Origin of the sequence: Nocardioides sp. SLBN-35, assembly GCF_006715725.1 — a bacterium.
Classification (GTDB): Bacteria; Actinomycetota; Actinomycetes; order Propionibacteriales; family Nocardioidaceae; genus Nocardioides.
Genome location: NZ_VFNU01000001.1, coordinates 4,644,010 through 4,669,879, shown reverse-complemented (window position 1 = coordinate 4,669,879; position 25,870 = coordinate 4,644,010). Strand labels below are relative to the sequence as shown.

The window sequence follows — 25,870 nt, the reverse complement described above, 5'->3', positions numbered from 1 at the left end:
TGGCCGGGATGCGGATCGACGTGCTGGGCGCGGGGATCGTCGGGCTGACGGTCGCCGAGGAGCTCGCGCGGCGTGGACACTGCGTGGCGGTGGTCGACCCACGGCCCGCCGACGGGGCGTCGTACGCCGCCGCGGGGATGCTCAGCCCGGCTGCCGAGGTCTGGCACGGCGAGGAGGAGATCCTCCGGCTCGGCCTGGCCTCGCTGGAGCTGTGGCCGGAGCTGGCCGGCCGTCTCGGCGTCGCGCTGCGCAGGAGCGGCACCCTCCTGGTCGGGTACGACGCCGGCGACCTCCAGCAGGTCGAGCGGCAGGCCGCGCTGCTGCACCGGCACGGCCACTCCGTCGACCTCCTCGGCCGGGCGGGGGTGCGCTCCGCCGAGCCCACCCTGGCCCGCGTGGCCGGCGGCGCGCTGCTGCCGTCGGAGGCGAGCGTCGATCCGAGGGCGGTCTGTGCGGCGCTGCTGGACCGGGTGGTGCTGCGTGGCTCCGCGCGACCGGACGCCGAGGTGACCGTCGTGGCGACCGGCTCGTCGCTGCCGGAACCCTGGACCGGACTGGTCTCCGGGGTCCGTGGCGAGATCCTGCGGCTGCGCTCGGACGACCCGCCCCGTCGTACCGTCCGCGGCTGGGTGGGCGGCGAAACCGTCTACCTGGTGCCGCGCGGCGACGGGCGCGTGGTGCTCGGCGCCACCTCGGAGGCGCACGCGGCTGCGCCCGTGGTGACCGCCGGCGGGGCGCTGCGGCTGTTGGCGGCCGCGCGGACGCTGTGGCCCGCCCTCGACCGGGCCGAGCTGGTCGAGGGCACCGCCCGCGACCGCCCGGCCACCGTCGACGGACTGCCGCTCGTCGGGCCGAGCGGCGTCGACGGCGTCGTCCTCGCCGCCGGCCACTACCGGCACGGCGTGCTGCTGGCCCCGCTCACCGCGCGGCTCGTGGCCGACCACCTCGAGACCGGACGGGTCGACCCGGTCCTCGATCCCCGCCGCACCATGGAAGGAGCACGATGATCACCTGCAACGGAGAGGCGGTCACGGACGCGGCGACCGTCGCCGACCTGCTGGAGCGCCGCCTCGGCGATGCCCGGCCGCACGGAGTCGCGGTCGCGGTCAACGAGGAGGTGGTGCCGCGCGGCGAGTGGCCGTCGTGGCGACTGGCCGACGGCGACGTGATCGAGGTCGTGACGGCGGTGCAGGGCGGATGAGCGAGGTCCTGATCGCGGGCGAGCGGCTCTCCTCGAGGCTGTTCCTCGGCACCGGCGGCCTGCCGCGGACCGCCCTGGTCGAGCCGGTGCTGGCCGCCGCCGAGCCCGGGCTGGTGACGGTCTCGATCCGGCGTACCTCCACGCTCGCGGACGGCGGCCTGCTGGCGGCGCTGCGCGCGGCCGGTGTCCGGCTGCTGCCCAACACCGCCGGCTGCCTGTCCGCCCGGGAGGCGGTGCTGACCGCCGAGCTGGCCCGCGAGGCGCTCGGCACCGACTGGGTGAAGCTCGAGGTGATCGGGGACGAGCGGTCCCTGCTGCCTGACGTGGTCGAGCTGCTCGACGCCGCCGAACAGCTGGTCCGGCGCGGGTTCGTGGTGCTGCCCTACACGACCGACGACCCGGTGCTCGCCCGCCGGCTGGTCGACGCCGGCTGCGCGGCGGTCATGCCGCTCGGCTCGCCGATCGGATCCGGGCTGGGCGTCCTCAACCCGCACGCCATCGCAGCGGTCCGGGCCGCGGTCGACGTGCCGGTGGTCCTCGACGCCGGCGTCGGTACGGCGAGCGACGCCGCCCTGGCCATGGAGCTGGGCTGCGACGCGGTGCTCGCCGCGACCGCCGTGACGCGGGCCGACGACCCGGTCGCGATGGCCTCCGCGCTGCGCCTTGCGGTCGATGCCGGCCGGTTGGCCTACGGCGCCGGCCGGGTGCCGCGGCGCGCCGAGGCCCGCGCCTCCAGCCCCGTCCTGGGGTTGATCTCATGAGCCGCCGGGTCGTCGTGCTGACCGACCGCACGCTCGTCCCCGAGGGGCGTTCGCTGCGCGACGTGATCGCCGCGGCCGCCGACGGAGGGCTGGCCACGGTGTTGCTGCGCGAGGTCGACCTGCCCGACGACGAGCGCGCCAAGATCGCCGACCACGCCCGGACCTGCGGGCTCGAGGTGATCGCCGCCCACCGTGCGGTGCCGGGCTGCAGCGGTGTCCACCTGCCCGCCGCCGCGCCCGTCCCCGGCGTCGCCACCCGGTGGGGCCGCTCCTGCCACACCCGCGCCGACCTCGCCACGGCCGCGGCCGACGGGGCGTGGTGGGCCACCCTGTCGCCGTACGCGACGACGGCGAGCAAGCCCGGCCACGGACCGCCGCTCCCGGCGTCCGCCTTCACCGACCCGCCCCTGCCGGTGCTGGCGCTCGGCGGGATCACGCCGGACAACGCCGCGGGGGCGCTCGAGGCGGGCGCGTGGGGTGTCGCCGTGATGGGCGCCGTGATGCGCGCAGCCGACCCCGCCGCGGTCGTCGCGGCGCTGCTGGCGGCGGTCTCGTGAACCCGCCCGTCGTCGTCACCATCGCCGGAACCGACTCCAGCGGCGGAGCGGGCATCGCCGCGGACCTCGCGACCTTCGCCGCGCTCGGGGTGCACGGCGCGTGCGTCGTCACCGCGGTCACCGCCCAGGACACCACCGGTGTGCGGGCGATCCACCCGGTCCCGTACGACGTCGTGGCCGCCCAGCTCGACGCGGTGCTCGACGACCTGCCCGTCGCGGCCGTCAAGACCGGCATGCTGGCCACCCCGGAGGTGGTCCGGCTGGTCGCCGAGCGGTGCGCGGACCGGCTCCTGGTGGTCGACCCCGTGCTGGTCGCGACCTCCGGAGCCGTCCTCGCCACCGACGACGTGCGGCAGGCCTACCGCGAGGCGCTGCTGCCGGTCGCCACCGTCGCCACCCCCAACGCCGAGGAGGCTTTGGCGCTCGGCCTGACCGACGGCCCGGGTGTCGTCGTCACCCGCGGCGGCGACCTCCCGACCACCAACGACCACGGCACCGGCTGCACCCACTCCGCGGCCCTCGCCGCCCACCTCGCCCACGGCGCCGACATCCCCGCCGCCGCCGCCCGCGCCGACGCCTATGTCGCCCGCCAGCTCCACCTCGGCCAGGACTGGACCCTCGGCCGCGGCCGGGGGCCCGTCGCCCACATCCAAGGAGATCCCGCATGACCGTCCACCCCGCCCACACCCGCATCGAGATCGGCGACCTGGCCGTTCCCTTCACCCGGGTCGCACTGACCAACGGTGAGAGCTTCGACCGCTACTGCACCTCCGGCCCCGGATCCGAGCCCGAGGCCGGCCTGCCGCCACTGCGGTCCGCATGGATCGAGGGCCGCGGCGACGTGACGTCGTACGACGGCCGCGAGACGCAGCTGCTCGACAACGGCCGCTCCGCGGTCCGCCGCGGCGCTGCCCAGGACCCGTGGCGCGGCGAGCGGCGCCGCCCCCTGCGGGGGCAGAACGTCACCCAGATGGCCTACGCCCGCGCGGGGATCGTGACCGAGGAGATGCGGTACGTCGCCGTGCGCGAGGGCTGCGACGTCGAGCTGGTGCGCAGCGAGGTCGCCGCCGGCCGGGCGATCATCCCGGCCAACGTGAACCACCCCGAGTCCGAGCCGATGATCATCGGCCGCCGGTTCCTGGTGAAGGTCAACGCCAACATCGGCAACTCCGCCGTCACCTCCTCGATCGCCGAGGAGGTCGACAAGCTCACCCACGCGATCACCTGGGGCGCCGACACGGTGATGGACCTCAGCACCGGTGAGGACATCCACACCACCCGCGAGTGGATCATCCGCAACTCGCCGGTGCCGATCGGCACCGTCCCGATCTACCAGGCGCTGGAGAAGGTCAACGGCGAGGCCGACAAGCTCTCGTGGGAGGTCTTCCGCGACACCGTCATCGAGCAGTGCGAGCAGGGCGTCGACTACATGACCATCCACGCCGGCGTGCTGCTGCGCTATGTGCCGCTCACCGCGCAACGCGTGACGGGAATCGTCAGCAGGGGCGGGTCGATCATGGCCGGCTGGTGCCTGGCCCACCACGAGGAGAACTTCCTCTACACCCACTTCGACGAGCTGTGCGAGATCTTCCGCCAGTACGACGTCTCGTTCTCCCTCGGGGACGGCCTGCGCCCCGGCGCCACCGCCGACGCCAACGACGAGGCCCAGCTCTCCGAGCTGCGCACCCTCGCCGAGCTCACCTCGCGCGCCTGGGAGCACGACGTGCAGGTGATGGTCGAGGGCCCCGGCCACGTGCCGCTCAACCTGGTCGAGGAGAACGTCCGGCTGCAGCAGGAGTGGTGCCACGGCGCGCCGTTCTACACGCTGGGGCCGCTGGCGACCGACATCGCGCCCGGCTACGACCACATCACCTCGGCCATCGGTGCGGCCACGATCGCGATGCACGGCACCGCGATGCTCTGCTACGTCACGCCCAAGGAGCACCTCGGCCTCCCGAACCGGGACGACGTGAAGACCGGTGTGATCACCTACAAGCTCGCGGCCCACTCCGCCGATGTCGCCAAGGGCCACCCCGGCGCCCGCGACTGGGACGACGCGCTGTCGAAGGCACGCTTCGAGTTCCGCTGGCACGACCAGTTCGCGCTGTCCCTCGACCCGGTCACCGCCGAGTCCTTCCACGACGAGACGCTGCCCGCCGAGAACGCCAAGACCGCGCACTTCTGCTCGATGTGCGGGCCGAAGTTCTGCTCGATGCGGATCAGCCAGGACGTGCGGGAGCGGTTCGGGTCGGACCTGTCGGCCGAGGACGCGGCCCTGGGGATGAAGGAGAAGTCCGCGGAGTTCCTGGAGCTCGGCGCGTCGGTGTACGTCGAGCCGTCGGCCGGGTGAGGGCGAGGAGGTCGCGCAGCGTCCCCGGTGGTCGAGGAGGTCGCGCAGCGACCCCGGTGGTCGAGGAGGTCGCGCAGCGACCGTCTCGAGACCCCTCGCCGCGCTGCCAGGACTGTGCTCGGGCTTCGGCACCGTAGGTCGTTGCGTTCTGAAAGGCGCTGGCGACGAAGGTGGGAGGCGGCGGGGTCCGGCGGTCGGGCTACGGTCCGCACCCCCCGGTGGTCGAGGAGGTCGCGCAGCGTCCCCGGTGGTCGAGGAGGTCGCGCAGCGACCGTCACGAGACCCCTGACCGTGCTGCCGGAACTGTCCGCGGGCTTCGGCTCCGTAGCCGGTCTCGTTCCGAATGGGCAGCGACGAGGAAGGCGTCGAGGTGGCTGGGTCTGGCGGTCGGGCTACGGTCCGCATCCCCCGGTGGTCGAGGAGGTCGCGCAGCGACCGTCTCGAGACCCCTCGCCGTGCTGCCAGGACTGTGCTCGGGCTTTGGCGCCGTAGGTCGTTGCGTTCTGAAAGGCGCTGGCGACGAAGGTGGGAGGCGGCGGGGTCCGGCGGTCGGGCTACGGTCCGCACCCCCCGGTGGTCGAGGAGGTCGCGCAGCGTCCCCGGTGGTCGAGGAGGTCGCGCAGCGTCCCCGGTGGTCGAGGAGGTCGCGCAGCGACCGTCACGAGACCCCTGGCCATGCTGCCGGGACTGTGCTCGGGCTTCGGCTGCGTCGTGGTTGCGTTCGGAGAGGCGCTGGCGAGCGAGGTGGCTGGGTCTGGCGGTCGGGCTACGGTCCGCATCCCCCGGTGGTCGAGGAGGTCGCGCAGCGACTGTCACGAGACCCCTGGCCGTGCTGCCGGAACTGTCCGCGGGCTTCGGCTCCGTAGCCGGTCTCGTTCCGAATGGGCAGCGACGAGGAAGGCGTCGAGGTGGCTGGGTTCGGCGGTCGGGCTGCGGTCCGCGACGCCATTTCGGTTGCAGCTGGAGACGTCGGTTCTCCACACCCCACGGATCGAGTTTCCCCTGTCCACAGGCGGGTTTCCGACGCGCGATTGTGTCGGAGGTGGGTGGGAGGATCCAGTCATGGATCTCGGGACCCAGCCCCGCTCGACAGCACCTGTGCTGTCGCGGCTGAGCGCCGGCATCCGGGCCCGCAACGACCTCCTGGTCGATGAATGGACCGCGATCGTGGAGTGGGCGAGCGACCACGTCGTCACCTCACCTGAGGGGGCCGCGGCGATCACCGAGGGCTACCTCGACACCGGTGTCCCGATCGCAGGTGCGGGTGCACCGCTGGTGTCGGAGTTCGCGTTGATGGAGCTGGTCGCGGTCCTCGGCAGGTCCCCTGATGGTGGGAGGGCGTATGTCGGGCGGGTGATCGAGTGTGCCTGGCGGCTCCCGAACGTCTACGCCGCCGTCTCCTCCGGCCGGTTGGCGCCGTGGCGGGCCGAGCGGATCGCCGACCTCACCCACGGCTTGTGTGCTGAGGCGGCTGGGTTCGTGGACCGGCAGTTGTGGAACGCCTCCGGAGTCGGCTGGGCCCAGCTCGAACGTCTCGTCACCGAAGCAGTGCTGCGGTTCGACCCCGAGCGGGCCGAGGCCGACCGTCAGAAGGCGAGCGATCACCGCCACTTCGACCTCGGCGACGTGGACGAGCACGGGCTGGTCCACCTCGACGGACTCCTGGACGCCGCGGATGGCTACGACCTCGACCTGGCTGTGTCCCGGCGCGCGCGGGTGTTGGGTCAGCTCGGTGACGACTCGTCGCTGGACGTGCGGCGTTCCAAGGCTGCCGCGGAGCTCGCCCGCCAGGACATCGCGCTGGACCTGTTGATCCCGGACGCCGACACCGGCGAGGTCGTCGCGACCGTCCCGGGACGCAAGGTCGTCCTCAACATCCACCTCACCGACACCACCCTGACCGGGCACAACCCGGTCGGCCGCTGGGACGAAGGCCGCTGCCCCATCACCACCGCCCAGATCCGGGAGTGGCTGCGTGCGCGACACAGCACGATCATCGTGCGGCCGGTCATCGACCTGGCCGACCACGTCCCCGTCACGGCCTACGAGATCCCCGACCGCCACAGGACCCGCGTGATCCTCCGCGATCCCACCTGCCGCTTCCCACACTGCACCCGCCCCGCGACCCGGTGCGACGTCGACCACCACCAGCCCTACGGGGAGGGCGGCAAGACCTGCCCGTGCAACCTGGTCGCGCTGTGTCGGCGCCATCACCGCGCCAAGACCCACTCGACGTGGTGTTACGACACCCCGATGCCGGCGACCTATGTGTGGACCAGCCCCAACGGGTTCCGGTTCCGCGTCGACCACCGCGGCACCCACCCCCTCCACGACACCAGCGACACCAGCGACCCCAGCCCACCCGACGAGTAGCGACCCCGCCCCGCACCCCGCAGGACCTCACGTCCGCGGGGGCATCGGCGCGTCCAGGCGACCTCAGCGCGCGGCTGCCGCCGCGGCGGCAGCCCGCTCCACCCACTTCGGGATCTCGCCGTAGCGCTGGCTCGGGATCATCCGTCCCGCCGCCGAGTCCTCCACGAGCTGGGCCATCCGCCGGTCGCGGGTCGCCTCCTGCTTGGCGGTGGTCACCCAGTTCATGCAGATCCGGCGGTAGGTGTTGGTGGCGGCCTCCCAGAAGGCGGTGGCGGCCGGGTCCGCAGCGAGCTGGGCGGCGTACGCCGGCGGCAGCGCGAGCCCCGGGCCGGCCTCGTGGGTGTAGGGGGCGACGTCGCGCCTCCGCGCCTCCCAGATCGCCAGCCCCGACGGCTGCATCCGGCCCTCGGCGCGCAGTCGCTCGACGAGGTCGATGTTGACCTTGCTCCAGTTGCTGGTCTTCTTCCGCGGGGTCCAGCGCTGGCGGGTCGCGTCCTCGTCGATGCGCTGGGCGACCGAGTCGATCCAGCCCCAGCACAGCGCCTCCGGCACCGCCTCCGCCCAGGTCAGGCCGCGGTCGGGGACGTGCCTCTTGTAGAGGCCCATCCACAGCTCGGTCTCGGTGTCGTGGTGGGCGGCCAGCCACGCGCCGAACTCGGCGGCGTCGGCGAAGAAGCGGGCCGGGCGCTCGGCGCTGCCGCCCAGCCGGCCGGGGGTGGTGTCGCGTGCCATGCGACGAGCCTGCCACCGACGGCCGACAGCGGTGCGGAATGCTGGGTCCATGACCCTTCCCACCGTGGCGATCGGCGCGCTCGGCGGCACGATCGCGTCCACGTCCGACGACGGCACCGAGGTGGTGCCGACGTTGTCCGCGACAGCGCTGGCGGCGGCCGTGCCCGGGCTCGAGGAGACCGCGACGGTGCGGGCCGAGACGCTCGCCTCGCTGCCGAGCCCGTCGCTCGACGAGCCGACCGTCCTGCGCACCCTGGCGTGGGCGCAGGCCGCGGTCGACGCCGGTGCCCGGGGCGTGGTCATCACCCAGGGCACCGACACACTGGAGGAGTCGGCTTACCTCCTCGACCTGTTCTGGGACCGCCCCGAGCCGCTCGTGGTCACCGGCGCGATGCGCTCGCCCCAGGCCGCCGGTGCCGACGGTCCTGCCAACATGCTCAGCGCGGTCCGCGGCGCCCTCGCGTCGGGCTCGCGCGAGCGAGGCGTCCTCGTCGCGTTCGACGACGAGCTGCACCAGGCCCGCTGGGTCGCCAAGACCGACTCGATGTCGACCAGCGCCTTCCGCTCGGCGGGGTTCGGTCCGATCGGGCGCTGCGTCGAGGGCGAGGTCGTGTACGGCGTCCCGTCGGGCCGGGTGCCCGCGCTGCGGCTCTCGCCGGGGCAGGAGGCGGGCGATCCGCGGGTGCCGCTGGTGGCGACCTACCTCGGCGACGACGGGTACGTCCTCGACGCGATCCGGGCCGAGGACGTCGACGGCGTCGTGGTCGCCGGCTTCGGCGCCGGGCACGTGTCGGCCCGGACGGCCGAGGCGGTGGGCCGCCTGGCCCGCCAGGTCCCGGTCGTCTTCGCCTCGCGCACGGGCTCGGGCCCCACCGGGCGGGCGATGTACGGCTACCCGGGTTCCGAGATCGACCTGCTCGCCCGTGGTGCGGTCGGCGCCGGCTGGCTCTCGCCGGTCAAGGCGCGGCTGCTGCTGTGGGCGCTTGCACTGAGGGGGCCCGTGGCGCGGGCGGAGGTCGCGCAGGAGTTCGAGGTGCGCGGCCGGCCCTGACCTGCCCGTTCGGGCAGTCTTCTGGCTGCAACCGGGTGCAACGGTTCCGGCTCGCCGGAGCTTGCGAGTGTGCTGTCGGTCACATTCCCAGAAGGTGGTCCGACATGCAGCACAACGACAAGCGCCCGATGGCGTGGTGGGCCTTCGGGCTCGCGAACCTGGCGGTGGTCCTCGCCGTCGCCCTCCTCGGCTGGTACCTCCTGGCCGACCCCACGACGAGTCCGCTCGACGTCTACCCGTTGCCGTTCAACGCGGCTCTCTTCTGGGCCTTGATGTTCGTCGTGTGGACCGGCTTCAACCTCGAGCTCGCCGGGTTCGCGCGTCTCCCACAACCCGCGCGCGGCGCCGCGTACACCGCCGCGACGGTGGCCTTCGCGGTGGCGGTGACCTGGCTGCTCGGACACGGACTAGGAGCGCTGGACCCGAGCTTCGCCGCCGGCCGGGAGGGCGGAGTCGGCTACTTCACCGGGGCGCTGTTCGTCCTGTTCGGCTTCTCGACCTACGTGATGGCGGTGGTGAACTGGAACCACTGGCCGTGGACGGACCGGGGACTGCGCCAGCCGTTCGTCGGCCTGTGCGAGATCGCGTTCCTGCTCGGTCCCACGATCCTGCTGTACGTCGTCCTGGGCATCCCCGCCGTGGCCGAGCAGGTCGGCGACCACGGCCCGGTCCTGGAGCTGAACGCCCTGCTGGGCTGGTACTACAGCGTGGTCGTGGCCATCGTGCTGACCGGCCTGTGCTGGGAGAACTGGCCGTGGCGCCTCGCCGGCGGGAGGGGCGCGGTGGCGCTGGTCTCGCTGGTGGGCAACGTGCTGCTCGGTACCGGGCTCTACTTCGGCCTTCGGGCCGTCGTGCAGGCGGTCGTCGGCTCGGCAGTGAGCGACCAGCTCGGCGTCACCCTCAACCAGTTCCCCTCGCAGATCGGCGTGTGCTGGGTCGCCTGGATGATCCTCTGGGGCAACGCCTTCGGGAACCGGCCCACGGGCTTCGGCACGGCGACCAACCTGGTGTGCCGCGCCGCGATCACCTTCGGGCTCGCCGTCGTGACCTTCGTCGGCTACTACTACGTGCTGGCCGAGCACGTCCTCCACGAGCCGGTCGTCGTCGGAGCGCTTCACGGCAACGCCCTGGGCTTCCTCGACTGGTTCGCCCTCGTGACCCTGCTCTACGTCGTCGGCTTCGGGTCCTATCCGCTCCGGGCGCCGGCAGCCGCGCCCGACTCGGGCGCTCGGCCCGACGCTGACGTTGCCGTCGTCGTGCCCGGAGCCACCGTCACCTCGGCCGGCTGAACCGCACACCATCGAGAAGAGGAGAGAATCATGAAGGCAGCACGCTTCCACGGCCGCGGGGACATCCGGATCGACGAGGTCCCCGAGCCTGTGGTCCGCCCCGGCACCGTCAAGGTCGAGGTCGAGTGGTGCGGGATCTGCGGCACCGACCTCCACGAGTACCTCGAGGGCCCGATCTTCGCGCCGCCCGCGGACGCACCGCACCCGTTGACCGGTGAGACGGTCCCGATCACGCTGGGACACGAGTTCGCCGGCGTCGTGGCCGAGCTCGGAGAGGGCGTCACGGACCTACGTGTGGGCGATCGGGTCGTCGTCGAGCCCTACATCGTGTGCGGCAGGTGTGACGCCTGCACGCAGGGTCGCTACAACGTGTGCCAGAGCCTGGGATTCGTCGGACTGTCAGGGATGGGCGGTGGGTTCTCGCAGTACGTCGTGGCGGAGCGCCGCTGGATCCACCCCCTCGGAGATCTCGGCACCGACGTGGGTGCCCTCGTGGAGCCGCTCGCCGTCGCCTACCACGCCGTACGCCTCGCCGGCACGCGGCCCGACCACACGGCCGTCGTCTTCGGTGCAGGACCGATCGGCCTGGTGACCACGGCGGCTCTGCGCGCGGTCGGGGTCGAGGACGTGATCGTGGTCGAGCCGGCCGACGTGCGCAAGGAGAAGGCGACGGTCGCGGGCGCGGGACACGTCCTCGACCCACGCTCGACCGACGTGACGGCGGAGATCATGGAGCTGACGAAGGGGAGGGGCGCGGACATCACCTTCGAGTGCGCAGGCGTCGACGCCGTGCTGAAGACGGCGATCCAGTCCACCCGGGTCGGCGGCACCTGCGTCAACGTGGCGATCTGGGGACACGAGGCCTCGGTGGCCATGAACGACCTGGTGTTCCGCGAGGTCAACGTGCTCGGCAGCCTCGCGTACGCCGACGACCACCGCCCGACGATCGACCTGATCGCCCGAGGCTTGGTCGATCCGCACCAGTTCATCACCGGCCGCATCGGTCTCGACGACCTCGTCGTGGGCGGCTTCGAGGAGCTGATCAAGAACAAGGAGTCGAACGTCAAGATCCTCGTCCAGCCGCGGTAGGGCGTCCGTCAGGCCAACCCCGTCGGGGTGTCCGGAGGCCGGTGCGGCAGCACGTTCGCGACGTAGTCCCGCGCGGAGTCGTGGATGTCGACCTCGTGCCCGGCGGCGTCCGAGAGCGCCCAGCGGTGCTCCATCACCTCGTGGAAGTACTCCGGCGCGGAGATGGTGCGCCGCAGCTCCGGCGGCAGCAGCTCGACGATCGGGGTGTAGACATTCGCCAGCCACCGCCGGGCGACGACCTCGCGGTCCTCGTCGTCGTACCCGCCGTGCGCCGTGAACGCCGCCAGGTCGTTGAGCAGCTTGCGGGCCTGGCTGTCCTCGGCGACCAGGCCGGTCAGCTCGCGCAGCTCGCGGCGGTGGTGGCCGGCCTCGACGACCTTCGGCTGGATCCGGACCCGGTCGGACTCGGTGCGGACGTCGAGCTCGTCGACGTCGAAGCCGAGGTCGTTGAGCCGGGCGATCCGCTGCTCGACGCGGTACCACTCGTCGGCGCCGAACTCCTCGGCGGCGGTGAGCTCGTCCCACAGGGCGTGGTAGCGCTCGGTGAGCTGGGCGACGATCGCGAACCCGTCGACCTCGATGTCGGTGTCGTCGCTGGCCTGCAGGTCCATCAGCTCGGCGAAGATGTTCTCCACCCCCACGGTCAGGTCCTGCTCACGCATCGCGTCCGACACCGACGACCGCAGCTCGCCGGTCTCCGCGTCGACGAGGAAGGCCGCGAAACCCCCGGCAGAACGGCGGAAGAGGGCGTTCGAGAGCGACACGTCGCCCCAGAAGAAGCCGGCGAGGTGCAACCGCACGAGCAGCACCACGAGGGCGTCGACCAGGGCCGGGACCTGCTCGGCGCGCAGGCCGTGCTGGAAGACCGTGCGGTAGGAGAGCGAGTAGTGAAGGTGCTCGGTGAGCAGCGCCGCCGGCAGCGGCTCGCCGCCGGCACCCGTCCGGCCGGTCACCACCCCCCGCGGTACGACGGCCGGCTGGTCGAGCCGCTGCAGGTCGCGCAGCAGGTCGTACTCGCGCAGCGCGATCGCCTCCTCGGTCTCCTTCACGGCGAGGAACTGGCGGTTCACCTGGACCACGCGGACGACGTGCCGGGACAGGCCGAGCGGCAGAGGTACGACGTACCAGTCGTCCCAGTCCGCGAGCGGCCGCGACCACGGCAGCCGGAACAGGGCCGGGTCGGTCCGGGCGGCCACGACATGCAGCGCCATGGTCGAAACCTACGCCAGTCCCGGCAGGTCTGAACCAGCCCGGATCGGGCACTGAACCGCCGCCGGGTGGGCATCGGGGCAGCACCCGGCCGTGGACAAAGTCCGCGACGTAGGGGTAGGACTGGGTGACACACGCCACATCCTCGGGAGGGGTGATCAGGGCGATGAGATCGATCAACGGCCTGCCGGGACGACCGTCCCGGCGCCGCCGTCGCGCCACGCTCGCGGCCGTCGCGGCGCTCGCGGCCGGCAGCCTGACAGCGTGCGGGGGCTCGGCAAAGCCGGTCCTCAACTGGTACGTGAACCCCGACGGGGTGGACACCTTCCAGAAGTACGCGAAGCAGTGCAGCACCGACAAGTACGACATCTCGGTGCAGCTGCTCCCCAACGGGGCCACGGACCAGCGCACCCAGCTGGCCCGCCGGCTCGCCGCCGAGGACTCCTCCACCGACCTGATGAACCTCGACCCGGTCTTCGTGGCCGAGTTCGCCAACGCCGGCTGGCTGCAGCAGGTCGAGGGCGATCTTGCGGACTCGATCACCAGCAGCGTCGGCGGTGACGGCGACTACCTCTCCGGCGCGGCCGAGACGGTCACCTGGGACGACAAGGTCTTCGCGATCCCGTTGTGGGCCAACACCCAGGTGCTCTGGTACCGCAAGTCCCTCGCGCAGGCCGCGGGCCTCGACATGACCCAGCCGGTCACCTGGGACCAGGTGATCAAGGCGGCGGCCGACAACGGCGGCACGGTCGGGGTCCAGGCGAACAAGTACGAGGCGTACGTCGTGTGGATCAACGCGCTGGTCCAGGGCGCCGGCGGCGACATCGTCTCCGACACCGAGGCGGGACGCGACGCGAAGGTCGACATCGACTCCGACGCCGGGCGCAAGGCGGCCGAGGTGATCAAGGAGCTGGCCGACTCGAAGGCGGCACAACCGGACCTCACCGTGTCCAACGAGGGCACCAGCCTCGGGCAGATGTTCCCGGAGGACGGTGCCGGCGAGTTCATGGTCAACTGGACTTTCGTCTACAAGAACTACGAGGGCCAGGTCGGATCCGACCTCACCGACGAGCAGTTCGCCGACCTCGGCTGGGCCCGCTACCCGGCGACGGTCGAGGGTGAGGCGTCGAAGCCGCCGGTCGGCGGGATCGACATCGGGGTCGGTGCCTACAGCGAGCATCCTGACTTCGCGATGGAGGCGGCGCGCTGCATCACCTCCGAACAGGCCCAGGTCGACCTCGCCCTCGAGAACGGCCTGATGCCCTCCACCAACGCGGCGTACGACAAGGTCGCGGCCAGCGGGGACTACCCGGCCGACCTGATCGAGCTCTTCCGGACCAGCGTCGACGAGGGCGGGCCGCGACCCAAGAGCGCGTTCTACGCGATGATCTCCGGCGCGATCCAGGCCAAGTGGCACTCGCCCACCTCGGTCGAACCCGGCAGCACGCCGAAGGACTCGGCGACGTACCTCGAGGACGTGCTGGAAGGGAAGTCGTTGCTGTGAGCACCGTGACCGCACCCGTGAAGCCCGTGAAGGGCAGGCCCGCCGTCAGCGACCGCGCCCGCGCGGAGACGCGTCTCGGCCAGAAGCTGGTGGCGCCGGCGATCGTGCTGATGCTGCTCGTGACGGCCTTCCCGATGCTGCGAGCCCTCTACCTGTCGACCTTCGACTACGCCCTCACCGCGCCCGACGAGCGCGACTTCGTGGGGATCAGCAACTACCTGACCGCGTTGACCGACCCGCTGTTCTGGCAGACGACCGGGGTGACCGTGCTCTACATGGTCGTCACGGTGGCGGTCGAGCTGGTGATCGGCTTCGCGTTCGCGATGGTCATGCACCGGGTGATCTTCGCCCGGGGCGTGATCCGTACCTCGATCCTGATCCCCTACGGCATCATCACCGTGGTCTCGGGCTTCGCCTGGCAGTTCGCGTTCTCGTTCCAGAACGGCTTCGTCAACGGGTGGCTGCCGTTCGTCGGCGACGACTTCAACTGGTTCGGGCAGACCGGGTCGGCCGTGGTGGCGATCATGGTCTCGGAGATCTGGAAGACGACGCCGTTCATGTCGCTGCTGCTGCTCGCCGGCCTCGCCCAGGTCAGCGAGGACATGATCGAGGCGGCGAAGGTCGACGGCGCCACCTGGACCCAGCGGCTGACCAAGGTGATCCTGCCGAACATGCGGGCCGCGATCATGGTCGCGGTCCTGTTCCGGGCCCTCGACGCCTACCGGATCTTCGACAACATCTTCGTGATGACCGCGGGTGCGGTGAAGACGGAGTCGATCAGCTTCCTGACCTACCGCCAGACCATCGAGCAGTTCCAGCTCGGCATGGGCTCGGCACTGTCGGTGCTGCTCTTCCTGTCCGTGCTCGTGGTGGCGTTCGCGATCGTCAAACTCTTCCGCGTCGACCTGGCGCAGGCCCGGCAGGAGTCCTGAGATGAAGAACCGCATCGGCCTCGTCGTCGGCTGCCTCCTGATCATGGTCTGGTGCCTGCTGCCGGTGGCCTGGATCATCTCGCTGTCCTTCAAGTCCCAGACCGCGATCACCAACGGCAGCCCGGGCTTCTTCCCCGCCGACGGCGAGGGAGCGGGCTGGTCCAACTATCGCGACGTCCTGGACAACGACCAGTTCCTCCTCGCCATCCGCAACTCGATCGGGATCAGCCTGATCGCGACCGTGCTCTCGGTGGTCGTGGCCACCCTGGCGGCGTACGCCATCGCCCGGCTGGAGTTCCGCGGCAAGAAGGCGGTGCTGACCATCGCGCTGGCGATCGCCATGTTCCCGGTGGTCTCGCTGGTCGGCCCGCTGTTCGACATGTGGCGGGCGGTCGGGCTCTACGACACCTGGCCCGGCCTGATCATCCCCTACATGTCCTTCACGCTGCCGCTGGCGATCTGGACCCTGTCGGCGTTCTTCCGCGAGATCCCGTGGGAGATGGAGCAGGCCGCCCAGGTCGACGGGGCGACCTCGTGGCAGGCCTTCCGCAAGGTGATCGTGCCGTTGGCGGCGCCCGGCGTGTTCACCGCGGCGATCCTCACCTTCTTCTTCGCGTGGAACGACTTCGTCTTCGGCATCTCGCTCACCTCGACAGAGAGTGCCCGCCCGATCCCGGCGTCGCTGTCCTTCTTCGTCGGCTCCGACCCGTTCAACCGGCCGGCCTCGCTGCTCGCCGCGGGAGCGGTCATCGCGACCATCCCGATCGTCGTCATCGTCCTGATCTTCCAGCGCAAGATCGTCGCCGGCCTGACCTCCGGCGCCGTGAAGGGGTGAACCACTGATGGCTGCCATCACGATGAACCACATCGTCAAGCAGTACGGCGACGGCTTCCCGGCCGTCAACGACGTCTCGATCGACGTCGCGGACGGGGAGTTCATGATCCTCGTCGGGCCCTCGGGCTGCGGGAAGTCCACGCTGCTGCGGATGATCGTGGGCCTGGAGGACATCACCTCCGGCGACATGCTGATCGGGGAGAAGCGGGTCAACGACCTGGCGCCGCGCGAGCGGAACCTGGCGATGGTGTTCCAGAACTACGCGCTCTACCCGCACCTCACGGTCTACGAGAACATCGCGTTCCCGCTGCGCCTGGCCAAGAAGCCCGACGCCGAGGTCGACAAGCTGGTGCGCGAGGCGTCGGCAACGCTCGAGCTCGACGAGCACCTCGAGCGCAAGCCCGGCAACCTGTCGGGTGGCCAGCGGCAGCGTGTGGCGATGGGGCGCGCGATCGTCCGGCAGGCCGATGCGTTCTTGTTCGACGAGCCGCTGTCGAACCTCGATGCCAAGCTGCGCGGCCAGATGCGCACCGAGATCGCCCGGCTGCAGAAGCGGCTCGGCATCACCACGGTCTACGTCACCCACGACCAGACCGAGGCGATGACGCTCGGCGACCGGGTCGCCGTGCTCAAGCGGGGTGTGCTCCAGCAGCTCGCGACGCCGCGCGAGCTCTACGAGAACCCCGGCAACCTCTTCGTCGCGGGCTTCATCGGCTCCCCGCCGATGAACTTCCTCCCTGCGACGGTCGAGGGCGGGCAGGTACGGCTGCCGTTCGGCAGTGTCGAGATCCCGGCCGACAAGGCCGAGCGCGCCGCCGGGAGGGGCCTGCTGATCGCCGGCATCCGCCCCGAGCACTTCGAGGACGCCTCCCTCGCCGCGGCCGAGGGACGCAGCGGGTCGACGTTCACGGCCAAGGTCGACGCGGTGGAGTGGCTCGGCAACGAGACCTACGCCTACATCCCGTTCGAGGCGCCCGAGGAGGTCAGGGCCCAGCTGCAGCAGCTCGAGAAGGACCTCGACGGCGAGGCGATGCGCACCCAGCTCGTCGTGTCCCTCGACGGGGCGAGCCGCATCTCCGAGGGCCAGGACGCCGAGATCTGGGTCGACGGCCGCCGCATCCACCTGTTCGACCCCGCCACCGGGGAGAACCTGACCGTCGACCGCGAGCGGGCCGGGCGGATCCCCGGCGCGGAGGTCGCCGCCGGCTGACGCCGCCGCGTACATCGGGGGATGGACGACATCCCCGTGCGAGCCCGCGACAATGAGCACATGAGCGGGCCGAACGACACTGCCGTGTGGCAGGACGCCCGGCCCGCGCGCGCCCAGGTGGTCTTCGACGTCGTCACCGCGGCCGGCTTCGGCCTGTTCGCGCTCCTCGCCCAGCTCACCCAGGGCGGGTTCACCCTGGTCGCGGCCGCCCTGCTGGTGCTGGCGCTCGCGATCCGGCGCTGGTGGCTGCCCGGCATGGTCGTGCTCGCCTTCGCCGCGGCGGTCGGCCAGCTGGCCGACCGCGAGATCGCGTTCATCGCCGACATCGCCTATTTCCCGCTGTTCTTCACCCTCGGCGCCTCGCAACGCCGCGGCGTACGACGCTTCGGCCTCGCCGCGGGTGTGGTCGCCACCGTCGTGGCCGGGGTCGCGATGGCGCTCAATGCCCAGCTGTCGAGCGAGTGGTACTCCTCGCCGACCGAGACGGCGTTCGCGGCGGTCAGCACGGCGGCCATGTGCGCTGTCTTCACCCTCGGCGGCTGGCTGGTCGGCTACCTGCGCTGGCAGGGCCGGCAGACCGTCCAGGCCCGGGTCGACGCCGCCCTCGAGGCACGTGTCAACGCGGTGGAGCAGCAGCGGCTGGCCGAGGTCCTGCGCCAGGAGGCCGAGCGCAGCCGGATCGCCGCGGACATGCACGACGTCGTCGCGCACTCGTGGGCGGTGGTCGCGGCCCAGGCCGACGGCGCGCGCTACGGACTGCGCAGCCACCCGGAGGAGGCCGAGGGGGCGCTGCGGACCATCGGCGAGACGGCGCGCACCGCGATGGCCGACGTACGACGCCTGCTGACCCAGCTGCGCGACCGCGAGACCGACCCGGTGCCGCTGGACTTCGAGCGCCGCGGCGAGCTCCTCGGCCGGATGCGCGCCTCCGGGATGACGATCGTCGAGACGTCGTACGGCACGCCACCGGAGCACCGGCTGCTCACCGTCACTGCCCACCGGATCCTCGGCGAGGCCCTCACGAACGCCCTCAAGCACGGTGACCTGACCCGGCCGGTCGAGGTCGCCGAGGACTGGACCCACGGCTACCGGCTGCGGGTCCGCAACGCGATCCCACCCGGGGCGAGCCGGGACGGCAGGAACGGCGAGCCCGGCGGGCACGGGCTTGCCGGGATGGCGGAGCGCGCCGAGGTGGCGGGCGGCACCTTCGCCAGCCGCACCCTGCCCGCGGAGCCGGGACGCCCGTCCACGTGGGAGGTCGCCGCCTTCATCCCGACCACGGAGGACCGATGACAGAACCGATCCGGGTCCTGCTCGTGGACGACCAGCCGCTGTTCCGCACCGGGATCGGCATGCTGCTGCGCTCCCAGCCCGACCTCGAGGTGGTGGGGGAGGCGGGGACCGGCGCGGAGGCGGTCGAGCTGGTCCGCGACACGGGACCGGACGTCGTGCTGATGGACGTGCGGATGCCCGTCCTCGACGGGGTCGCCGCCACCGCACAGATCGTCGCGGAGCACGGCGAAGACGGGCCGCGGGTGCTGGTGCTGACCACCTTCGACCTCGACGAGTCGGCGGCCTCGGCGATCGAGGCGGGCGCGTCGGGGTTCGTGCTCAAGGAGGCCGAGCCCGAGCTCCTGCTGGCCGCCATCCGCTCGGTCGCCGCCGGCACCCAGGTCGTCGCGGCCGGTGCGACCCGGCGGCTCTTCGAGCGGTTCCGGGCCCGTACCGCGGCCCCCGGCCCGGAGTACGACGCCCTGACACCGCGCGAGCGGGAGATCCTGCTGCGCGCCGCGGCCGGACTGTCCAACGCGGAGATCGCGGCGGCGGAGTACCTCTCCGAGGCGACGGTGAAGACCCACATCTCGCGGATCCTGACCAAGCTGCAGCTGCGCGACCGGGTGCAGTTGGTGGTCTATGCCTACGAGCACGGACTGATCTGAGGGTTCTAGGGGGCCGGCGTACATCCTGCGATGTAGGCGGGTTCGATCCTGCGCCCGATGTGCGCGGCGCCGCGGATTCCTAGCGTGGAGCGCATGAACCAGCCGACCTACAGCCCGCCCCAGCAGCCCGACTCCGCCGTGGTGCGGTTCCGCGGCGTGACCCGCACGTACGGCACCGGCGCCGGCCAGGTGCGCGCGCTCGACGGGATCAGCGTCGACATCCAGCGCGGTGCCTTCACCGCGATCATGGGGCCCTCGGGCTCCGGCAAGTCGACCTTCATGAACGTCGCGGCCGGGCTGGACGACCCGACCAGCGGCGAGGTCTGGGTCGCCGGTGCGCCGGTGCACTCGATGACCGACGACCAGCGCACCCTGCTGCGCCGCGAGCACGTCGGCTTCGTGTTCCAGTCGTTCAACCTGGTGCCGACGCTGACGGCCTACGAGAACGTGCTGCTGCCGTTCGAGCTCGCCGGCCGTCGCGTCGACGCCGAGCGGACGGCCTGGATCCAGCGGATCATCGCCGCCCTGGGCCTCACCGACCGGGTCGGTCATCGGCCGAGCGAGCTGTCCGGCGGCCAGCAGCAGCGGGTGGCCATCGCCCGCGCCCTGGCCGCGACACCGCAGATCATCTTCGCTGACGAGCCGACCGGCAACCTCGACTCCCGCAGCTCGCGCGAGGTGCTGTCGCTGCTCGGGGCCGCGGCGCGCGACTACGGCCAGACGATCGCGATGGTCAGCCACGACCCGGTCGCGGCGTCGTACGCCGACCGGATCCTGGTCATCGCGGACGGCCGGATCGTCGGCGACCACGGCCGGATGAGCCCGCAGGAGATCTCCCACCTGCTGATCTCCTTCGAGGAGCAGGTCGCATGAGCTCCCGCAACCTGGTGCTGGGCTCGGCGCGCGAGCTCGGCACGGTGGGCCTGGTCGGCGGGCTCGGGTCGGCGTACGCCGCCGTGCTGATCATGACCAGCAGCAACCTGGCCAGCATGGCCAGCGAGGGTGGCGGGGTCGGCGTCCTGCTGGGATCGGTCGCGACCGTGTTCATCCTGATCGCGCTCTACGTCTCGGTCGTGGTCATCGCCAACTGCGTCGACACCGTGATCGCCGGGCGGCTGCGGCACATCGCGCTGCTGCGCCTGCTCGGCGCCAGGGGCCCGTACCTGCGGCGATCCGTCATGCGCGGGACCGCGCTCGTCGGCCTGGCCGGTGGCGTCGCCGGCGCGGTGGCGGGCGTCGTACTGGCCGACCTGACGCGGGTCGTCCTGGTCGCCCGCGGCACACTGCCCGAGGCCGACTACGCCCTCGTCCATCCGCTCGTGCTGCTCAGCACCGCCGCCGTCGCGGTCGCGGCCATGCTCGCCGGCTGGCTCGGCTCGCGGGCCGTGCTGCGGGTCTCGCCGGCCCAGGCGATGAGCGGTACGGCGACCGAGCTGCCCCGCTCGCGCAGCGGATCGGTGCTGCGGGCGATCGGAGCGCTGATGCTGATCGGCGGCGGCTTCCTGGTCCTGCTGCTGTCGACGTGGCTGGGCGAGGACGGCAGTGCGGCGGGCTTCCTCGCGGCCTTCTTCGGCTCGGTCCTCTCCGCCACCGGCCTGCTGATCGGCGCCCGGTTCGTGATCCCCGCGCTGGTGGGGGCCTGCTCGCGACTGGTCGGCACCCGGCCGCCCGCCGTGCTGGCCCGCCGCAACGCGGTCAAGGACCCGCTCCGGACGACGCGGTCCACGATGGGACTGGTCATCGGCGTGACGCTCGTTACCACCTTCGCGTCCGGGATGCAGGCGCTGCGCGACTCGGTGGGCGGGTGGGAGCTGGACCCCGCCCAACAGGTCCAGACGGACCAGATCCTGGCGACCACGACCGCGATCCTGATCGCGATCGTGGTGATCTCCTCGGTCATCGCCGCGGTCGGGTTCGTCTCGACGATGTCGCTGACAGTGATCCAGCGGCAGCGCGAGATCGGTCTGCTGCGCTCCCTCGGCTTCACGCAGGTCCAGGTCCGCTCGATGATCACCCGGGAGTCGATCGCGCTGTCGGCGACCGCGGTCGCCTTCGGGATGCTGCTCGGCCTGGTCTACGGCTCGGTGGGCGCCCAGTCGCTGATCGGGTTCGGCACCGACGGCTTCGTGTGGGGTGTGCCGTGGCTGGTGCTTGCCGGGATCGCGGCCTGCGGCGTCGTCCTCGTCCTCGCCGCGAGCCGGGCGCCCGCCCGGCGGGCCGTCGCGGTCACTCCGATCGAGGCCTTGCGGATCGAGGCCTGATCGCGGCCCGGTCCGCGTTGCGGCGGATCGCGCTGGTGAACGCCGGGAACAGCGCGGCCGGCAGGTCGTGCCCCCAGCCCTCGATGAAGGTCACCCGTGCCCCCGGTACGGCGGCCGCGGTCGCCCGGCCGCCCGAGACGTGCACCATCCGGTCGGCGAGGCCGTGCATCACCAGCGTCGGGGCGGTGACGCCGGCCAGCGCCCGGGTCCGGTCGGGCTGGGTGAGCACGGCCATCATCTGGCGCAGCACGCCGGCCCGGGTGACACCACGGTCCCACGTCTCGCCGGCGCGCTGGCGCAGCCTCTCCTCGGTCTGCGGGAACCGCGGGGAGCCGATGATCCTCCAGACCGCGAGGCTGCCGCGGATGTAGTCCTCGCGCCCGGGGCCGCGCCCGGCGATCAGCGTGGGCAGCAGGCTCGGGTGCTGGCGGCCGACCGTGCGCCGGCCCGTGGACGACATGATGCTGCTCAGGCTGCGCACCCGCTCCGGCGCCGTGAGCGCCATGGTCTGCGCGATCATCCCGCCCATCGACACGCCGGCGACGTGCGCGGACTCGATGCCGAGGTGGTCGAGGAGCCCGAAGGCGTCCTCGGCCAGGTCCGCGATCGAGTACGGCGCCCGGGCGGGCGCCCCGACGAAGGCGCGGACCAGGTCGGTCCGTCGTACGCGACCGGTCGAGCGGGTCGAGCGACCCGTGTCGCGGTTGTCGTAGCGGATCACGTGGAAGCCGGCCTCGGCCAGCTGGACGCACAGCTCGGCGTCCCACCAGGTCATCGGACCGCCGAGGCCCATCACCAGCAGCAGCGGCTCGGCGCCCGGGTCGCCGAAGGTCTGGTAGCACAGCTCGATCTCGGGAGACACGGGGGCGAGCAGCTCGTCGGAGGCGGACATGACACCCAGTTTGACAAGTTGCGCGTAGTTGTCGATTCAACTGGGTACCGTTTGTGACGTGAGCAACACGTTGGCGCCCTGGCTGCTGCCCGACGGCTACGGCCGTCCGGCACTGGCCGCGCTGCTGCGCGAGGGCAGTCTGGTGACCGAGGCGGGTCGGTTCGCGGCCCGTCGTGGCGCGACCCGACGCGTGCGTCGTCGTACCCCCGTCGCGGACCGGTCCGCGACGCGGGTCGCCGAGCCGGTGCTGCTCATCCCCGGCTTCCTCGCCGGCGACTGGACCCTCACCGCGATGGCCGCCGAGCTGCGGGGACGCGGCTTCCGAACCTACCGCTCCCACATCCACGCCAACGTCGGCTGCACCCTCGGCTCGGCGCTCGCGCTCGAGGCGCGCCTGGAGCAGATCGCCGAGCGCCGCGACGCCCGGGTCCAGATCGTCGGGCACAGCCTCGGCGGCATGATCGCCCGCGGCCTGGCCGCCCGGCGCCCCGACCTGGTGGCCGGGATCGTGACCATGGGCAGCCCGATGCGCGCGCCGGCCGCCCACCACGCCCTGCTGACGCGCGGCGTCCGCGTGCTCAACCGGCTCTCCGACGCCGGCGTCCCCGGCCTGATGAGCGAGGACTGCGTCGCCGGCGAGTGCGCCCACCTCAGCTTCACCGAGTCCCAGGAGCCGCTGCGCGCCGACGTCGCGATGACCAACGTCTACTCGCGCCGCGACGGCATCGTCGACTGGCGGGCGTGCATCGACCCCGCGGGCCGGGCCGTCGAGGTCCGGGCGTCCCACATCGGGATGGCGGTCGACCCGCGGGTGATCGACGTGGTGGCGGGGGCGCTGGCGGTGCCGGACGTGCGTCGTACCCGGCATCTGGGTCGCGACTCGGCCTGAATCACGACCCGAATGCCGGGTACGACGGGGAGACCCGACCCGCGGATCACATGGTGTTGACGATGAGCCCGATGTGGGTGAAGAAGTTCATCGCGCCGAACAGCAGGAACAGCACGCCCGACAGGCCCCAGAGCCAGCCGGTGATCCGGCCCCAGACGCCGGCGGTGCCGGTGCTGCGGACCCGGTTGACGAGCACGGCGAAGGCGAGGGCGCCGAGGCCGACGATCGCGATGAGCAGCGACATGAAGGTCGCCTCGACCATCGGGTGGTTGGCGAACTCGCCCGAGATCGGCTCCTCGGCGGGGGCCGCGAAGAGCTGGTACTTGATGCCGGCCGCGGCGATCGCGACCAGGCTCAGGCCGAGGCCACCGACGAAGACCGTGATCGGCTGCGCCACCCGGGCGAGCGCCTGGATCGGCTTGGCGGCGGCGAGGGCCACCGCGCCACGCTTCCACAGGTAGAGCGCCGCGGCGAGCAGGAGGACGCCGAAGCCCAGGCTGGTCTCGCCGAAGATGATGTTGTCGAACGGGAAGCCGCCGGCCGCGAGCGGCCAGGTCAGCGTCATGTGCAGGCCGGTCGTGGTGAGCACGGTGCCGAGTGCGCCGAAGGTGAGCGCCCAGCCGTCCGGCTCGACCTCCTCCGGGGCGCGCAGGAGCTCGCGGCCGAGCATGACGAGCGTGATCAGGCCCGCGCCGACGGCGACGGCCATGATCGTGTTGTAGGTGGGCATGTTCGCCCAGTCGATCTTCAGGCCCTCCTGGGCCACAAGGCTGCTCATGGTGATGCACCTCTGGTGATCCGTGGGACCGGATCTCGGTCCTCGTCCAGCAGAACCTATACGCACGTATGGATATTCCGGCTGGCTGGTCCTGCGTAGGGTGGGCCTGTGCCCGCCGCCTCCCGCCGCCCCGTCCAGGACCGGAGCGTCCAGCGGACCCGCGCGATGAGGGACGCCGCGGCGCGGCTGCTCATCGAGGAGGGGCCGGACGCCGTCACGCACCGGCGGGTCGCCGCGGCAGCCGGAGTACCGGCCGGGTCCGCCGGCTACTACTTCGCGACGCGGCAGGAGCTGTACGCCGCCGCGGTCGCCGCCGCGGAGGAGATCCGCACGGCGGGAGCGGCCGAGCGCGCGCGGTCGATCGGGCGCCGGAGCCGCTCGGCCCGGCGTACGGCACAGCTCCTGCTCGAGGTGCTCTACGCGCCCGCCCTGGACCCGGCCGTGGTCACTCGCCGGCTCCGGCCGATGCTCGCTGCCACGGCGGACCCCGACCTGCGCCCGATCATGGCTGCCGCGCGCCCCGTGCTGCTCGACGCCCTGCGCGAGACGCTGGACCGGTGCGGGTGGTCGGCGGTCGCTGAGAGCCCGGACTTCGACCTCGTGGTCCGCATGCTCGACGCGGCCCTGCTGTACGGCGCCGCCGTGGGGGACGAGGACCCGATCGCGGACGCGGTGGGTGACGTGGCGAGGTTGCTGGAGCTGGTGCGGGGGTAGCTGGGGTCAGGGTTGGTTTGCTGCGGGGGTGGTGCGCTGCGTCAGGGAATCACGGTGTTTGTTTGGCTCGCTTCGCTCGCATGTCGCGCGCGCTCTTGCGCGTTGCCTTCCCTCGCTGCGCTCGCTCGTTCCTCGCTCGCTCCGCTCAGTCCAGGCAACGCGGCGCGCCCGACGGAGAACATTCAGCCGCGCTTGATGCGCGCACGCATCACCTGCGGCTGGAACTCGTCGCGCCGCGTTGGCAGGCGGCGCGACATGCGCGAGCGAAGCGAGCGCCAAAGGACTCAGTCGAAGTCGATGGCGGAGAAGCTGCGCAGCTTCGAGAGCTGGTGCTCGGAGGTGATGGTGCGGATCGTGCCGCTGCGCGAGCGCATCACGAGCGACTGGGTGACGGCGCCGCCGCCGCGGTAGCGCACGCCGCGGACCAGCTCGCCGTCGGTGATGCCGGTGGCGACGAAGAAGCAGTCGTCGCCGGTGACCAGCGTGTCGGTGGTGAGGATGTGGTCGGGGTCGAGGTTGTGACCCGCGTCGATGGCACGCTGGCGCTCCTCGTCGTCGGTCGGCCACAGCCGGCCCTGGATGGTGCCGCCCATGGCCTTCATCGCGCAGGCGGCGATGATGCCCTCGGGGGTGCCGCCGATGCCGAGCAGCAGGTCGATGCCGGTGTCGGCGCGGGCGGCCATGATGGCGCCGGCGACATCGCCGTCGGTGATGAACTTGATCCGGGCGCCCGTCGCGCGGATCTCGTCGACGAGCTGGGCGTGCCGGGGCCGGTCGAGGAGGACGACGGTGACGTCGGAGGGATTGGAGCCCTTGGCCTTGGCGACCTGGTGGATGTTCTCGGCGACCGGGTAGCGGATGTCGACGACCTCGGCGGCCTCGGGGCCGGTCACCAGCTTCTCCATGTAGAAGACGGCCGACGGGTCGTACATGGTGCCGCGCGGGGCGACGGCGAGGACGGCGACCGCGTTGGCCATGCCCTTCGCGGTCAGCGTGGTGCCGTCGATCGGGTCGACGGCGACGTCGCACTCGGGGCCGGTGCCGTCGCCGACGTTCTCGCCGTTGTAGAGCATCGGGGCGTTGTCCTTCTCGCCCTCGCCGATGACGACGGTGCCGTTCATGCTGACCGTCGAGATCATCACGCGCATCGCCTGCACGGCCACGCCGTCGGCGCCGTTCTTGTCGCCACGGCCGACCCAGCGCCCGGCCGCCATCGCGGCCGCCTCGGTGACGCGGACCAGCTCGAGGGCGAGGTTGCGGTCGGGGGCGGGCGGCTCCACGATGAGGGCGTCGTTCATAGGGC

General features: G+C 72.1%; 25 protein-coding genes. 20 read left to right on the top strand and 5 right to left on the bottom strand.

Annotated elements, in window-relative coordinates; genetic code table 11:
* The first annotated feature begins 8 nt into the window (after positions 1–8).
* The 7 genes from FBY23_RS22480 (at position 9) to FBY23_RS22450 (ending at position 7,242) form a co-directional block, all read left to right on the top strand.
* Positions 9–1,007 carry an FAD-dependent oxidoreductase gene (locus FBY23_RS22480; RefSeq protein ID WP_141800179.1) on the top strand — a complete coding sequence of 333 codons (999 nt, stop codon included), beginning with the start codon at positions 9–11 and terminating at the stop codon, positions 1,005–1,007.
* Positions 1,004–1,201 carry a sulfur carrier protein ThiS gene (gene thiS, locus FBY23_RS22475; protein ID WP_141800178.1) on the top strand — a complete coding sequence of 66 codons (198 nt, stop codon included), beginning with the start codon at positions 1,004–1,006 and terminating at the stop codon, positions 1,199–1,201. Before FBY23_RS22480 ends, thiS begins: the two co-directional genes overlap by 4 nt.
* Positions 1,198–1,962 carry a thiazole synthase gene (locus tag FBY23_RS22470; RefSeq protein ID WP_141800177.1) on the top strand — a complete coding sequence of 255 codons (765 nt, stop codon included), beginning with the start codon at positions 1,198–1,200 and terminating at the stop codon, positions 1,960–1,962. The genes thiS and FBY23_RS22470 overlap by 4 nt, the downstream gene beginning before the upstream one ends.
* Positions 1,959–2,519, top strand: a complete 561-nt coding sequence (locus FBY23_RS22465; protein WP_141800176.1) for a thiamine phosphate synthase — start codon at positions 1,959–1,961, stop codon at positions 2,517–2,519. Before FBY23_RS22470 ends, FBY23_RS22465 begins: the two co-directional genes overlap by 4 nt.
* A complete protein-coding gene (locus FBY23_RS22460; protein WP_141800175.1) occupies positions 2,516–3,187 on the top strand; it encodes a hydroxymethylpyrimidine/phosphomethylpyrimidine kinase in 672 nt (223 codons plus the stop codon). The genes FBY23_RS22465 and FBY23_RS22460 overlap by 4 nt, the downstream gene beginning before the upstream one ends.
* Positions 3,184–4,869 carry a phosphomethylpyrimidine synthase ThiC gene (gene thiC / locus FBY23_RS22455; RefSeq protein ID WP_141800174.1) on the top strand — a complete coding sequence of 562 codons (1,686 nt, stop codon included), beginning with the start codon at positions 3,184–3,186 and terminating at the stop codon, positions 4,867–4,869. Before FBY23_RS22460 ends, thiC begins: the two co-directional genes overlap by 4 nt.
* Positions 4,870–5,931: 1,062 nt before the next feature.
* Positions 5,932–7,242: an HNH endonuclease signature motif containing protein gene (locus tag FBY23_RS22450; RefSeq protein WP_141800173.1), complete on the top strand. Its 1,311-nt coding sequence runs from the start codon at positions 5,932–5,934 to the stop codon at positions 7,240–7,242.
* Positions 7,243–7,305: 63 nt separating this feature from the next.
* On the opposite strand, the gene FBY23_RS22445 is transcribed toward FBY23_RS22450, so the two are convergent.
* A complete protein-coding gene (locus FBY23_RS22445; RefSeq protein WP_141800172.1) occupies positions 7,306–7,974 on the bottom strand; it encodes a YdeI family protein in 669 nt (222 codons plus the stop codon).
* Positions 7,975–8,023: 49 nt separating this feature from the next.
* On the opposite strand from FBY23_RS22445, the gene FBY23_RS22440 reads away from it, so the two are divergent.
* The 3 genes from FBY23_RS22440 (at position 8,024) to FBY23_RS22430 (ending at position 11,403) form a co-directional block, all read left to right on the top strand.
* Positions 8,024–9,025 (top strand): asparaginase, encoded by a 1,002-nt coding sequence (locus FBY23_RS22440; RefSeq protein WP_141800171.1) that lies wholly within the window; start codon positions 8,024–8,026, stop codon positions 9,023–9,025.
* Between the two features lie 104 nt (positions 9,026–9,129).
* The gene (locus FBY23_RS22435; protein ID WP_222117911.1) at positions 9,130–10,314 is read left to right on the top strand and encodes a hypothetical protein; all 1,185 of its coding nucleotides are present in this window, start codon (positions 9,130–9,132) and stop codon (positions 10,312–10,314) included.
* A gap of 30 nt (positions 10,315–10,344) precedes the next feature.
* On the top strand, positions 10,345–11,403 hold the full coding sequence (locus FBY23_RS22430) for a 2,3-butanediol dehydrogenase (protein ID WP_141800170.1): 1,059 nt from the start codon (positions 10,345–10,347) through the stop codon (positions 11,401–11,403).
* An 8-nt stretch (positions 11,404–11,411) separates the two neighbouring features.
* Here the strand turns inward: FBY23_RS22430 and FBY23_RS22425 are convergent, their stop codons facing one another.
* Positions 11,412–12,614, bottom strand: coding sequence for a DUF4032 domain-containing protein (locus FBY23_RS22425; RefSeq protein WP_141800169.1), 1,203 nt, complete (start codon positions 12,612–12,614; stop codon positions 11,412–11,414).
* 164 nt (positions 12,615–12,778) lie between these two features.
* Here FBY23_RS22425 and FBY23_RS22420 point away from each other — a divergent pair, with 164 nt between their 5' ends.
* The 8 genes from FBY23_RS22420 to FBY23_RS22385 all read left to right on the top strand — a co-directional run bounded on the left by FBY23_RS22420 (position 12,779) and on the right by FBY23_RS22385 (position 21,294).
* A complete protein-coding gene (locus tag FBY23_RS22420) occupies positions 12,779–14,116 on the top strand; it encodes an extracellular solute-binding protein (protein ID WP_141800168.1) in 1,338 nt (445 codons plus the stop codon).
* A 5-nt stretch (positions 14,117–14,121) separates the two neighbouring features.
* A complete protein-coding gene (locus FBY23_RS22415) occupies positions 14,122–15,048 on the top strand; it encodes a carbohydrate ABC transporter permease (protein WP_260806507.1) in 927 nt (308 codons plus the stop codon).
* A 1-nt stretch (position 15,049) separates the two neighbouring features.
* A complete protein-coding gene (locus FBY23_RS22410) occupies positions 15,050–15,883 on the top strand; it encodes a carbohydrate ABC transporter permease (protein ID WP_141800167.1) in 834 nt (277 codons plus the stop codon).
* Positions 15,884–15,890: 7 nt separating this feature from the next.
* Positions 15,891–17,093, top strand: coding sequence for an ABC transporter ATP-binding protein (locus tag FBY23_RS22405; protein WP_141800166.1), 1,203 nt, complete (start codon positions 15,891–15,893; stop codon positions 17,091–17,093).
* Positions 17,094–17,153: 60 nt separating this feature from the next.
* The gene (locus FBY23_RS22400; protein ID WP_160158337.1) at positions 17,154–18,386 is read left to right on the top strand and encodes a sensor histidine kinase; all 1,233 of its coding nucleotides are present in this window, start codon (positions 17,154–17,156) and stop codon (positions 18,384–18,386) included.
* Entirely contained in the window at positions 18,383–19,033 is a 651-nt protein-coding gene (locus tag FBY23_RS22395) for a response regulator transcription factor (RefSeq protein WP_141800164.1), read from the top strand. The genes FBY23_RS22400 and FBY23_RS22395 overlap by 4 nt, the downstream gene beginning before the upstream one ends.
* A gap of 93 nt (positions 19,034–19,126) precedes the next feature.
* Positions 19,127–19,906, top strand: coding sequence for an ABC transporter ATP-binding protein (locus FBY23_RS22390; protein ID WP_141800163.1), 780 nt, complete (start codon positions 19,127–19,129; stop codon positions 19,904–19,906).
* Positions 19,903–21,294: an ABC transporter permease gene (locus tag FBY23_RS22385; protein ID WP_141800162.1), complete on the top strand. Its 1,392-nt coding sequence runs from the start codon at positions 19,903–19,905 to the stop codon at positions 21,292–21,294. The genes FBY23_RS22390 and FBY23_RS22385 overlap by 4 nt, the downstream gene beginning before the upstream one ends.
* On the opposite strand, the gene FBY23_RS22380 is transcribed toward FBY23_RS22385, so the two are convergent.
* Positions 21,260–22,186, bottom strand: a complete 927-nt coding sequence (locus FBY23_RS22380) for an alpha/beta fold hydrolase (protein ID WP_141800161.1) — start codon at positions 22,184–22,186, stop codon at positions 21,260–21,262. The genes FBY23_RS22385 and FBY23_RS22380 overlap by 35 nt on opposite strands.
* Positions 22,187–22,244: 58 nt before the next feature.
* Here FBY23_RS22380 and FBY23_RS22375 point away from each other — a divergent pair, with 58 nt between their 5' ends.
* The gene (locus tag FBY23_RS22375) at positions 22,245–23,075 is read left to right on the top strand and encodes an alpha/beta fold hydrolase (protein ID WP_160158336.1); all 831 of its coding nucleotides are present in this window, start codon (positions 22,245–22,247) and stop codon (positions 23,073–23,075) included.
* Between the two features lie 46 nt (positions 23,076–23,121).
* Here FBY23_RS22375 and FBY23_RS22370 read toward each other — a convergent pair whose 3' ends face one another.
* Positions 23,122–23,853, bottom strand: coding sequence for a DUF981 family protein (locus tag FBY23_RS22370; RefSeq protein WP_141800159.1), 732 nt, complete (start codon positions 23,851–23,853; stop codon positions 23,122–23,124).
* A 108-nt stretch (positions 23,854–23,961) separates the two neighbouring features.
* Between FBY23_RS22370 and FBY23_RS22365 the strand changes: the two genes are divergently transcribed.
* Positions 23,962–24,567 (top strand): TetR family transcriptional regulator, encoded by a 606-nt coding sequence (locus FBY23_RS22365; protein ID WP_141800158.1) that lies wholly within the window; start codon positions 23,962–23,964, stop codon positions 24,565–24,567.
* Positions 24,568–24,851: 284 nt separating this feature from the next.
* On the opposite strand, the gene glpX is transcribed toward FBY23_RS22365, so the two are convergent.
* Entirely contained in the window at positions 24,852–25,865 is a 1,014-nt protein-coding gene (gene glpX, locus FBY23_RS22360; protein WP_141800157.1) for a class II fructose-bisphosphatase, read from the bottom strand.
* Between the last annotated feature and the right edge of the window lie 5 nt (positions 25,866–25,870).

Bases quoted from the DNA above. Each gene is read 5' to 3' on its own strand.
- FBY23_RS22480 (WP_141800179.1), top strand. From the start codon at position 9: ATGCGGATCGACGTGCTGGGCGCGGGGATCGTCGGGCTGACGGTCGCC.
- thiS (WP_141800178.1), top strand. From the start codon at position 1,004: ATGATCACCTGCAACGGAGAGGCGGTCACGGACGCGGCGACCGTCGCC.
- FBY23_RS22470 (WP_141800177.1), top strand. From the start codon at position 1,198: ATGAGCGAGGTCCTGATCGCGGGCGAGCGGCTCTCCTCGAGGCTGTTC.
- FBY23_RS22465 (WP_141800176.1), top strand. From the start codon at position 1,959: ATGAGCCGCCGGGTCGTCGTGCTGACCGACCGCACGCTCGTCCCCGAG.
- thiC (WP_141800174.1), top strand. From the start codon at position 3,184: ATGACCGTCCACCCCGCCCACACCCGCATCGAGATCGGCGACCTGGCC.
- FBY23_RS22450 (WP_141800173.1), top strand. From the start codon at position 5,932: ATGGATCTCGGGACCCAGCCCCGCTCGACAGCACCTGTGCTGTCGCGG.
- FBY23_RS22445 (WP_141800172.1), bottom strand. From the start codon at position 7,974: ATGGCACGCGACACCACCCCCGGCCGGCTGGGCGGCAGCGCCGAGCGC.
- FBY23_RS22440 (WP_141800171.1), top strand. From the start codon at position 8,024: ATGACCCTTCCCACCGTGGCGATCGGCGCGCTCGGCGGCACGATCGCG.
- FBY23_RS22435 (WP_222117911.1), top strand. From the start codon at position 9,130: ATGCAGCACAACGACAAGCGCCCGATGGCGTGGTGGGCCTTCGGGCTC.
- FBY23_RS22430 (WP_141800170.1), top strand. From the start codon at position 10,345: ATGAAGGCAGCACGCTTCCACGGCCGCGGGGACATCCGGATCGACGAG.
- FBY23_RS22425 (WP_141800169.1), bottom strand. From the start codon at position 12,614: ATGGCGCTGCATGTCGTGGCCGCCCGGACCGACCCGGCCCTGTTCCGG.
- FBY23_RS22420 (WP_141800168.1), top strand. From the start codon at position 12,779: ATGAGATCGATCAACGGCCTGCCGGGACGACCGTCCCGGCGCCGCCGT.
- FBY23_RS22410 (WP_141800167.1), top strand. From the start codon at position 15,050: ATGAAGAACCGCATCGGCCTCGTCGTCGGCTGCCTCCTGATCATGGTC.
- FBY23_RS22405 (WP_141800166.1), top strand. From the start codon at position 15,891: ATGGCTGCCATCACGATGAACCACATCGTCAAGCAGTACGGCGACGGC.
- FBY23_RS22400 (WP_160158337.1), top strand. From the start codon at position 17,154: ATGAGCGGGCCGAACGACACTGCCGTGTGGCAGGACGCCCGGCCCGCG.
- FBY23_RS22395 (WP_141800164.1), top strand. From the start codon at position 18,383: ATGACAGAACCGATCCGGGTCCTGCTCGTGGACGACCAGCCGCTGTTC.
- FBY23_RS22390 (WP_141800163.1), top strand. From the start codon at position 19,127: ATGAACCAGCCGACCTACAGCCCGCCCCAGCAGCCCGACTCCGCCGTG.
- FBY23_RS22385 (WP_141800162.1), top strand. From the start codon at position 19,903: ATGAGCTCCCGCAACCTGGTGCTGGGCTCGGCGCGCGAGCTCGGCACG.
- FBY23_RS22380 (WP_141800161.1), bottom strand. From the start codon at position 22,186: ATGTCCGCCTCCGACGAGCTGCTCGCCCCCGTGTCTCCCGAGATCGAG.
- FBY23_RS22370 (WP_141800159.1), bottom strand. From the start codon at position 23,853: ATGAGCAGCCTTGTGGCCCAGGAGGGCCTGAAGATCGACTGGGCGAAC.
- glpX (WP_141800157.1), bottom strand. From the start codon at position 25,865: ATGAACGACGCCCTCATCGTGGAGCCGCCCGCCCCCGACCGCAACCTC.